The organism is Nostoc sp. (assembly GCF_036919675.1).
GTDB lineage: Bacteria > Cyanobacteriota > Cyanobacteriia > Cyanobacteriales > Nostocaceae > Nostoc.
In genome coordinates, this window is sequence record NZ_JBALCP010000116.1 from 85,088 (window position 1) to 95,823 (window position 10,736).

The 10,736-nt window shown below is 43.0% G+C and carries 6 protein-coding genes; 5 read left to right on the forward strand and 1 reads right to left on the reverse strand.

Annotated features, from left to right (window positions below):
• Nucleotides 1-24 precede the first annotated feature (24 nt).
• A complete protein-coding gene (gene hmpF, locus V7K49_RS26260) occupies nucleotides 25-1,788 on the reverse strand; it encodes a pilus motility taxis protein HmpF (protein ID WP_335208227.1) in 1,764 nt (587 codons plus the stop codon).
• Nucleotides 1,789-2,172: 384 nt separating this feature from the next.
• Between hmpF and V7K49_RS26265 the strand changes: the two genes are divergently transcribed.
• From V7K49_RS26265 to V7K49_RS26285, 5 genes are all read left to right on the forward strand, one after another.
• The gene (locus V7K49_RS26265; RefSeq protein ID WP_335208228.1) at nucleotides 2,173-3,351 is read left to right on the forward strand and encodes a response regulator; all 1,179 of its coding nucleotides are present in this window, start codon (nucleotides 2,173-2,175) and stop codon (nucleotides 3,349-3,351) included.
• A 536-nt stretch (nucleotides 3,352-3,887) separates the two neighbouring features.
• Entirely contained in the window at nucleotides 3,888-4,253 is a 366-nt protein-coding gene (locus tag V7K49_RS26270; RefSeq protein ID WP_069073698.1) for a response regulator transcription factor, read from the forward strand.
• Nucleotides 4,254-4,266: 13 nt separating this feature from the next.
• A complete protein-coding gene (locus tag V7K49_RS26275) occupies nucleotides 4,267-4,797 on the forward strand; it encodes a chemotaxis protein CheW (protein ID WP_273766906.1) in 531 nt (176 codons plus the stop codon).
• Nucleotides 4,798-4,811: 14 nt separating this feature from the next.
• Nucleotides 4,812-7,760, forward strand: a complete 2,949-nt coding sequence (locus tag V7K49_RS26280; protein ID WP_335208229.1) for a methyl-accepting chemotaxis protein — start codon at nucleotides 4,812-4,814, stop codon at nucleotides 7,758-7,760.
• A 182-nt stretch (nucleotides 7,761-7,942) separates the two neighbouring features.
• On the forward strand, nucleotides 7,943-10,736 hold a 2,794-nt coding region (locus V7K49_RS26285), incomplete at its 3' end, for an Hpt domain-containing protein (RefSeq protein WP_335208230.1).

The window sequence follows — 10,736 nt, forward strand, 5'->3', positions numbered from 1 at the left end:
GTCTCACCAAATCCTCAGAACTTGTTAAGACGCTAGTAATTTTGGCTGAGATATTAAACTTTGGAGAGTATGACGCAACTGGGCGATCGCTTGGAGTTGATAATCACCAGTTTCCTGGAATTGCTCCAAAGATTCTCCAATTTCTTGCAGCTTTTGCCGTAAGCCATCGAGTGAATCCTGAATTGGTTGTAGTGCTTCTTGATACAAATTAACCCGACCCCAGTACTCAGCAGTTGTTCTTTGCAGGGACAGCAAGTTTTCCTCGATCGCTTTGAGTTCTTGGCGCTTTTCATCCAGATCGTGAGTTTGATTGTCAATCATTCCCTGATTTAGCTCAATACCAGAACGAATCTGCTCAATTTCCCGTTCCAGTTTTGGGATTTCCTGTGAATATTGTTGCCGCTGGTTTTCAATTTGTAACAGAATCGGTTCTAAATTAATTTTGTTGTTACTTTCTGCTTCATTAGTAAGAGTATGTCCTTGCCGCCGTAGCAGTACAGTTTGGTGTTGCTTGAGAAACTTCTGATGCTGTAGCATATTGCGGCGTTGTCCCACCAAACTGGAGTTTAGCATCTGGTAAAGGTCTTTTTCATCCGTTAGTTCCAGTTCCAAATTGATGTGGTCATGGTCAGATGCATGATTTATTTTAGTTTGGAGTTCTTCTATAGCTTCTTGTTTATATGTCAGTTCTTGTTCTTGATCGTGAACAAAGCTAGCGTCTATTTGCACCTTATATTGCAAGTCTTGCACTATTTTTTGTAGTTCTTCTAAAGGCATTTTATCCAAAGCTTCCACATCAGCTTGTTGACCGAGAACTACATCACCAGATGTTGCTGCTAAAGAGTGAATCTGTTGATATAACTCTTCGGCGTTTCGTAACTGCTCTTTGATTATCCGAGCATACTCTTGCTTGCTAGTAAGGTCTGCTGTATTTATCTGTAATTGGGCTGTTTGCTGAACTAGAGAATTTTGTGCTTCAAGACATGCATTTTGGCGATCGCTAAAAGTTTGTGACAAACGCTCAACTTCTTCTTGCTGTTGAGCGATCGCAGTTTTTTGCTCCTCCAGTTTTTGCCAGTGGGGGGTAAGAGTAGCTTGCTGCTTTTGAACCAATTCAAAAGCCAGATGCAGGTGTTCTCTGACTGTTTCCGTGGGAGCAGCACGACTAGATAAGCGATCAAGTAACTCACTCATTACCCGACTTTGCTCCTCATCTAAAACCGTCCCCTGTTGGAAATCCGCTTGACGCTCCTCCAGGCGACGCTGCTCACCATGCAAATGCTCCCAAGCGCCTTCCAATTCCTGGCGATTGCGCTCAACTTCTGTTTGTAACCGTTCAATTTCTTGGCGGGATGTGTCAACTTTCTGTTTTTGCTCCTCAAGTTGTTGCAACTCATCCTCCAATTGTTGCAACTGTTCTGAGCGTACTTCCATGTCCATTTCACGGCGATTCAACTCTTGCGCCTGAAACGTCAGCGACTGCTTCCACTGATCAATCTCATCTTCCTTGAGCTTAAATTTCTCCAATTGCCGGGAAAAATTCTGCAAAATGTTCACTAGTGGACGCCCTGCTTCTTGAATCCGCTGCACTTGACGATTCGGATTTAGTTCAACTAGTACCAAAGCACCATCATTTAATTTGCTTGCGTCCTCAGCAGCAATCACTTCTTCCGACACAGTACTCCAATTCTGGTCAGTTCGCTGACAAGCTAGCAGTTTCAGTTCGGTTTTGGCACCGCCACTAAGTAAACCACCTTTCTGTTTTTGTACTTCTGCTAAATACAGCACACCGTTAGTCCTTATTGATGCACTTAAAGTTCATGTTTTGGGATATACCTTAAATAATTCTGTTAACTTGTCTCACTGAACTGAAGTTTAGGAGAACAAGACAGACAAAACTATAGACGCGAGATGTTACGTCTTGATACTTATAAAAGCGAATTAGTCGCGCCTTTATATTTTGTACTGATGACAGTGATGATGACTTCCGTGTTAACACTAGCTTTGTCGAAGTGTATTACGAAAAATTAAGGTTTATAGCTTAATGTATTCTCGGATGAGAATAAAGATACAGAGTAAAAATATTCCAATACTCCATAATCAATACTTAAAGAAGAAGCCAGAATTCACAATTCAAAATTCAGCAATACTTAAGGAGCACTTTTTAGCTAAATGCAGGGAAATTTAAATGAAATTGATATTTGCAGTATCCTGCAATTGATTGAGTTGGGACAGCGAACTGGGCAACTATGGGTGGAAGCTCATAGCTCTCACCATAACAACAGACTGGGTGGAGATGGAGCAAGCATTTATCGTCTCCAACAACAGTCTTGGTTCGTGTTTTTCCTCAATGGTGAAATCATCTATTGTCAAGAAGGTGAGAGTAGTTTATCCAGAATTAGCGATTATTTACGTCATTACCGAGTAGAGATGCGACTTACCGACAAACAAATTGCCTCCCTACCATCAACCGACGCGCCAGAGTATGCGTATCTTTGGGCACTCTTGGAGCGGAATATCATCAACCCAAAGATAGCTGGTAGTATCATTCACGGCTTAGTGCATGAAACTCTCTTTGACCTGCTGAGTTTACACCAAGGTAACTTCATTTTCCATCAGGGTGCGGCACTTGCCCCGCAATTAAACACTTTCGAGATTGCTCCATTTGTTACAAAAATTACGAAGCAAGTGCAAGAGTGGAAGCAACTGTATCCACACATTCAGTCTCCAGAACAATTGCCAGTGCTATCTGACAAAGTTCAGCTACAATCCTCGCTACCAGAAGCAACCGTAAATAAGCTACAACATTGGGCTGATGGTAAAACATCCTTGCGTCAACTGGCTCGCTATCTCAACCGAGACATTTTGACAGTCGCTAAGGCAATATATCCATATGTGCAACAGAGTTGGCTACAACTAGTATATTCAGAGACGACTAAACCAGATACCCACACGGATAGCTGGGAATTGAAGGGAAAACAGAGGGGGCGGATAGTATGTATTGACGATGCGATCGCCATCGGTGAGACTGTAAATTCCATCTTACAACCACAAGGATATGAAGCGATCGCTCTCACCAATCCTTTAGAGGCAATGAGTCTGGTGTTTCAACTCAAGCCGGATTTAATTTTATGCGATATTGCCATGTCGGAATTGGAGGGATACGAGGTTTGCGCCATGCTGCGACATTCAACAGCATTTCGGCTCATACCGATTATTATGCTTACTGGTAAAGATGGATTTATTGATCGAGTCAAAGCTAGTATGGTCGGGGCAACAGATTATTTAACAAAACCGTTTACAGACACTGAGTTACTTATGCTCGTCCAGAAATATATCAACAACCAATGAAAATTGGGCATAGGGGAGCCACTGCGTTGTCCGGGTTCCCCCGCTTAAAGCAAGTGGCGTCATGGGGCAGAAGAATTTTAGATTCTGGATTTTGGATTTTGGTGAAGCAGCGCGGTCTTCTCCCTTGGCGTTAGCCTCTCCCTTTGGGAGAAGGGGAGACGCCAAGGGCGATAGCGCAGCGTAAAGCCTGCGGCATGGCAACTCTTAGAGACGCTACGCGAACGCTTAGAGCGAGTCCGCGAGCGTCTGGGGGTTTCCCCCAGGAGTGGACTGCACCAAGCCGAAGGGATTGAACAATCTATAGCAATCGCATTAATCCAAAATTGAGACGGCATGGGCACATGAAGAGATCGAAGATTTGTTGATCTACTAAAAGATGAGTTAAAAGATGTTATCACAGAGTCAGCCAACTCAGTGAAACGTCAATATCCGGGAAAATAGTGAAAAATAGAATTAATTTATACAGTTAATCCTTGCGGAGGAATCAGGGAATGTTCCAAGTAGGAACGTCTACATCAGGAGGTAAATAGACACTTATGAGTACAGTTCTGATTGTGGAAGACAGTATCGCGCAAAGGGAGATGATTACAGACCTCCTGAAAGCAACTGGCTTAACAGTGACCCATGCCAGTGACGGATTAGAAGCATTGGAGGCAATTCAAATAGCACCTCCCGATTTAGTGGTATTGGATATTGTCATGCCCCGGATGAACGGCTACGAAGTTTGTCGGCGGTTAAAATCCGATCCAAAAACCCAAAATGTCCCTGTGGTTATGTGTTCTTCCAAAGGCGAAGAATTTGATCGCTACTGGGGCATGAAGCAGGGTGCAGACGCCTACATAGCCAAACCGTTTCAACCAACCGAGTTGGTAGGAACAGTTAAACAACTGCTGCGAGGATAAGGATAAAAGCAATATGGTCAGCAAACCGGACTTTTTAAGTGGCAGTGGTCAAGACCATTTCCGACCTGAATTACAAGTAGAAAGTCCTGAAGGTGAGTTACATTTAAGGTTTTACATTCCCTCGCATCAGGAGTTTGCACTACAAGCAACTGGTATTCGGGAGGTAATTGAACTAAGTCCTGATAGAATCACCCCGATTCCTAATGCTTCTCCTTTACTTTTGGGTACTCTAAATTTACGAGGTCGAGTTATTTGGGTGGCTGATTTGGGTCAATTTCTTGGGGAAGCAAGTGCATTAAACACGGATAGAGCTGAAATTCCGGTGATTGCCATTGAAGAGCAAGACACGATAGTGGGTTTAGCAGTAGAAGAAATTGGTGGTATGGACTGGTTGGATGTCCAGAATCTCATGCCATCAATTAGTGTTCCAGATACTATGGCTCCCTTTTTACGTGGAGAGTGGTTATTAAGTGCTAAAAACAAACAGTGTCTGCGACTGCTCGATCAAATGGCAATTTTACGAAGTGCGCGGTGGGCAGGATGAAATTGGAGGAGGAAATGGCAGCAAGTATTGATAATTACGAGCCAACATATCAACAGGCGATGACCGCCTATGTTCAAAGGAATTATGAGGTTGCCGCCACTTTAGTTGACCAAGTGGTGCAAAATTTACCAAATGACCCCAATTCCCATTTGTTAAGGGGTCACATCTACTATGTTTTGCAGCAGTATGATGTAGCAAAAGAAGAATATCAACAGGTATTACGCTTGACTAATGATCAAGAAATTATTGGTTTTGCCAATAATGGAATTGAGAATATCAATCAATACCTCCAGTCATTCAGTGGAGAGATTGATACATCAGGAAGTGAAGAGCAAATAAATTCCCCAAACATATCTGATGCACTGGCATATAACGAACAAGAATTAGAAGATTTGGGCGCTAATGAGGAGTTTGACAGCAAGAGCCTTGATCTGAACTTTTTTGGTGAGCATGAAGAAACTGTGAATGGCGTTGAAGATATATCTTCAAATAGTCCATTTGACATCCCCACAGAAGATAGTATTGGAAAGGGAAAAATATCAGATTATTCTACAGCTTTTGGTGATGATCCTTTTGCCTTGGATGAAGAATCCGAGAAACAAGAGTCAAATAGTAACTGGGAGGAGAAAACAGAATTAGAGTTGCCTGCTTTCTGGCAAGAAGATATGTCAGAAGATAGGTCTGAAGAATCATTAGTAAATAGTCACTTTTCAGATAATAGGATAAATTCTGATCACGGAAGTTCAGCTATTGGCAATAATAACTCTTCATTTTCTAATTCAAAAACTGGTCATAGTGAGAATGATTTGCCTGATTTGTTGAGTGATCCCAAGTCTCGAGAGCTTCGGATTGGAAATTTAGAATATAAAAAATCTGATTTTGAAGACGAAACTTTAGTAATTGTTGAAGAAGAATTTAGAAACAGTTCGTCAACAACAAATAACTTGAAATACAAAAATCAAGATGACTTGTCTAAAACCGAAGCAGATGATTGGTTAAAGTCAAAAAAATTGGGAAATAAGGAAGATTGGCTGCCAAATTTATCTGATGATTCTTCATCTTTTAACAGCAATCTACCTCTGGATGAAAAGCAGTTAAAATCAGGTGAAATCAACGGTAAAAATAGCTTTGATGACGATGAAAATTTTGATATGGAAGCATTTGAGTCTGCCTTTGGCTCAGAGGGTTTAAGCTCTTATGAAGACTCAAACAATAACAATATACTGAATGGAGAAAATTCTAAGAGTAATATCGAGTTTTTAGATGACTTTGAGGAATTTGACGATTTAGGCAACATTCCAGGGTTTGACCTGATCGAAGGAAATTCTAACATCAGTGATGCAGCAATGCATTCTGCTCCAGCAGAAACTAGTGGTAGTGGACGCCCTCAAAGCGCAGAGGCTTTTTTAAGTGATGCAGCTAGCGATCGCGAAGAGGAACTATTCTCGATGACTGGTTCGCATGAAGCAGTTCCAGTCTTTAGCCAAACAGATGTCTCGAAACTAGAACCCACTGTTAGCGTCGAGCAAGGCTGGTTAGCACCATTAGAAAATGCCTCCATAGAAAGGAAACAATGGTTAATTGCTGGAAGTGTGGGTATTGTCTCAGCGCTGGTTGTAGCCACAGTTAGCTTTGTCGCCACCACATTTTCTCCACCCCAACAACGAGAATCAGTACGAAACACAGGTTGGGCAATGTCACTAGCTGCTGGGATTGCAGGTTTTGCTACCGCAGGCTTCATGGGGAATCTTGCACTCAAACAAATTCGCCGCACAACTAATGATCTGCAAGCTCAGTTTGAAGCTGTACGCCAAGGAAATTTGAATGCTCAAGCCACAGTGTTTTCTGAAGATGAATTGGGGCACTTAGCTACTGGCTTTAATGAAATGGCGCGGGTAGTTTTCACGACTACAAGTGAAGCCCAACGAAAAGCCGATGAACAAGAGGAAGCCAAAGAAAACCTGCAACGTCAGGTGATTCGCCTATTGGATGATGTAGAAGGAGCTGCTAGAGGAGATTTAACAGTCCAAGCTGAAGTGACAGCCGACGTACTGGGGGCTGTAGCTGACGCCTTTAACCTAACAATTCAAAACCTGCGGGATATCGTTCAACAAGTAAAAGTGGCAGCGAAGGATGTGACAAAAGGTGCAACCAACTCTGAAACCTTTGCTAGAGCCTTATCTGGTGATGCTTTGCGCCAAGCAGAAGAGTTGGCAGTGACGCTGAATTCTGTACAGGTAATGACCGATTCGATTCAGCGGGTAGCAGAGGCGGCGCGGGAAGCCGAAACCGTCGCCCGTGATGCTAGTACGATCGCTCTTAAAGGTGGTGAAGCAGTAGAAAATACTGTGGCGGGGATTTTGGAAATTCGAGAAACCGTTGCCGAAACCACTCGCAAAGTGAAGCGGTTGGCGGAATCTTCCCAAGAAATTTCTAAAATTGTGGCGTTGATTTCCCAGATTGCTTCGAGAACAAACTTGTTAGCACTCAATGCTAGTATTGAGGCGGCAAGAGCGGGAGAAGCTGGACGCGGGTTTGCGATCGTCGCAGACGAAGTGCGTCAGCTAGCAGATAAATCTGCCAAATCCCTCAAGGAAATTGAACAAATTGTGATGCAAATCCAAAGCGAAACAGGCTCGGTGATGACCGCGATGGAAGAAGGCACACAACAAGTAATTAAAGGGACAAAATTGGCAGAAGAAGCCAAGCGATCGCTCGAAAACATTATTCAAGTGGCGAATCGCATCGATATTCTTGTGCGCTCAATTACTAGCGACACTGTGGAACAAACTGAAACCTCCCGCGCCGTCGCTCATGTAATGCAATCAGTAGAACTCACCGCGCAAGAAACTTCCCAGGAAGCCCAGCGAGTTTCCGGTGCCCTACAACACTTAGTGGGTGTATCCCGTGACTTGATCGCCTCCGTTGAACGTTTCCGAGTGGAAACTATGGAAACCAGGTAACAAAGTTAGGAGTTAGGAGTGAGGAGTTAGAAATAAAAATCACAACTCACAACTTGAAATAAAGTTAGGAGTTAGAAATGAGAAGTTAGAAATAAAAATTACAACTCATAACTCATAACTCATAACTCATAACTCATAACTCATAACTCATAACTCATAACTCACAACTCATAACTTTTGCTATGCTGCCGGAACAACAACAGCGGATTTTGGGTTACTTTATCGAAGAAGCCAGGGATCACCTGAATACCATTGAGCAGGGGTTGCTGAATTTAGAGGGGACTCTGAACGACCCGGAAATAATTAGCGAAGTCTTCCGGGCGGCTCACTCCATCAAAGGAGGAGCAGCGATGCTTGGATTGACTAGCATCCAGCATACCTCCCACCGTCTGGAAGATTGTTTCAAACTCCTCATAGAGCATCCGGTTCAGGTTGACCAAAAGTTAGAGTCTTTATTTCTCGGTGTATCTGATACCCTGAAAGCGCTGTTAGAGCATTTGAGCGGGCCATTTGGTCTTTCTGAAGATGCAGCTAATACTTTGATGCTAGAAACTGAGCCGGTCTTTCAATGGCTGAATCAGCATCTGGAATTACTTGTAGAACAAGGGAACAGTGGAGTAGCCACCAGTCCTTCGGCAACAGAACTACACACAACCTCTGTAGAGAACGTCTCCACACTTACTGAACTTTTTCTGCGGCAAGATATTCCCAGTTTGGCAGAAGACACCGATCAGGAATCTCCAGAAATATCCTTCTCTGTACCACCCCAGGAGATGCCAGACGCTCACGGACTCGCTAACGCTGCGCTATCGCCAGTCATCGCCAAAGAAAATAATAATTGGGGCAAGTTTCAAGCCCAGGTACTGCAAACACTGCGGGAAATGTTGCAACTGTTTAAGCAAACAACAACACCCTCAATTCGACAAAACCTTCAGCAATGCTGTTACCAGTTAGTCAGACTTGGTGAGACTTGGAATTTGTCCAAGTGGTGTGGTTTGTGTCAAGCAGCAGCCAGTGCGATCGGCAATCCCGAAAACACTTATCTGACTCTAGCTAAAATTGTCATTACCGAAATCAAGCAAGCTCAAGAATTAGTCCTGCAAGGTAAGGAAGCCGAAATTGCAATTAGTCAGCAACTAGAAGCACTTTTGAGCTTTGCAGAAATTGAGTTATTAGAAATTACCCCCGATTTGTTTGACCAACAGCCTACGGCTTTGACAGAACCATCAACTGCGCCAAAGCTAATTTTATCCGTCAACACTCCAGAAACTGGGAAAACTGAGCAGTTAGTCATAACTAACCTATCTGAGCCAATTGAGGAATTTAATCTAGATGAGGATAGTAGCGAACGCCCTGGTCTTCAGTTACAAGGGATACCATTAAACGCTGCAACTCACACTAGTTTTTCTTTCACCATACATGACGAAGCACATCCAATCAGTAGCAATCTTGACCCCAATGGTCCAGAGGTAGGAATAGCTGAGTTAAATACCCTTGCCGATTTATTTGAAGGCGAAACTCCCGAACTCGATGAAACCTGGCATCAAGAACAAACCTTAGATATTGTTGCCACCGATGACTTTGGAATTGATTTTAGCAGCAGTGACGCTGAGGCTGCTGATGGCGACTTATCCGATTTACTCTCCTTTGATGAAGACACAAGCAACGACCAGCACCCTGCAATCACAGCCACGACAGAAGACTTATCCCTGTTATTTGGTGACAACTTCCTAGAAAAAGAGAATTCAGAACCGCAAAATCAACAAACATCCGCTACGACTGTAGAGTTGAGCGATATTAACGTAATTAATCTAAATTTAGACTCTTACCCTGACGAAAATTTACAAGAATTTACTGAGATTACTAGTGATCTGAAGCAGCCGCCTGGAGAAATTATCCAAAATAGTGTCAACAAAAACGATGTGGTTGAAGATTTATTGACACTGGCACTAGATGATGATATCGAACTATTGCCTACAGGCGAAGTGACTCAACCGGAAACTGAGGCGTTCCCCAGTGTAGAACTATCTATCAGCCAACAAAACAGTTTTGATAACTTATTCTTAGAAACCAAAAAGGCAAATTGGGTAGAAGAAATTATCCCTAGTGACTACGTAGAATTACCCCAGCAAACAGGCTTGTCTTCGGACAACCTGTTTGCTGAAATGGAAGAACATCCACTACTGCCTACAAGGGAACCAGAAATCGGTGATTTATTTGATACATCTCCAGTAATAGTACCTGAGTTTTCTCAATCAGAAAATGATCTGAGCAACTTCTGGAATCAGGAAACCACAGAGGAACAGGACGAATTCGATTCCTTAATTGAGCAGAATGTGGAAAGGGGGTTAGAGGAGAGTTTGTTTGCTGAGGAGGCTGATGACATTTTTGCTGACAGTCAACAGCCCATACCTTCTTCTATAGCCAGTTTTGACATAGAAGAAGATTTTGATATCAATTTCCAGCACCAAGAGCAGCTAGATTTGGTATTCTCATCAGATTCTGGAGATGATTTATTTGATGAGTTAGCACCGAGTAACTCAACTATTTCCCCGATAATCAGCGATCGCATCCAATCATCCCCGCCAGAAACGCCATTGTTCGCGCAGCATCCAGGGGAAGAAATTCTCAGGCGATCGCAACAACCAGAAGCTTTAGATTTTGTTCCAGAATTTACCAATCAGCCCCCAGAGATATCTGCCGTTGATCTGGAACTTAATTCATTCAGCTCTTTCGATGAAAATCCGCAACTGCTGTTTGAGGATGTAGCCACAGATGACTCCACCTATATTCAGATGGAAACCACAGATAATACTGTGGATCAACTATCGCCTACAGAAACTTCTTTAGATATTATCAATTTTGGGGAAACTTCAGATTCACCCCCAGCACAGCCAGGTGATTTGTTCGGCTCTTTCGATGAAAATCCGCAACTGCTGTTTGAAGATGGAGCTACAGATGACTCCACCTATATTC

Bases quoted from the DNA above. Each gene is read 5' to 3' on its own strand.
- V7K49_RS26265 (WP_335208228.1), top strand. From the start codon at position 2,173: ATGCAGGGAAATTTAAATGAAATTGATATTTGCAGTATCCTGCAATTG.
- V7K49_RS26280 (WP_335208229.1), top strand. From the start codon at position 4,812: ATGGCAGCAAGTATTGATAATTACGAGCCAACATATCAACAGGCGATG.
- V7K49_RS26270 (WP_069073698.1), top strand. From the start codon at position 3,888: ATGAGTACAGTTCTGATTGTGGAAGACAGTATCGCGCAAAGGGAGATG.
- V7K49_RS26275 (WP_273766906.1), top strand. From the start codon at position 4,267: ATGGTCAGCAAACCGGACTTTTTAAGTGGCAGTGGTCAAGACCATTTC.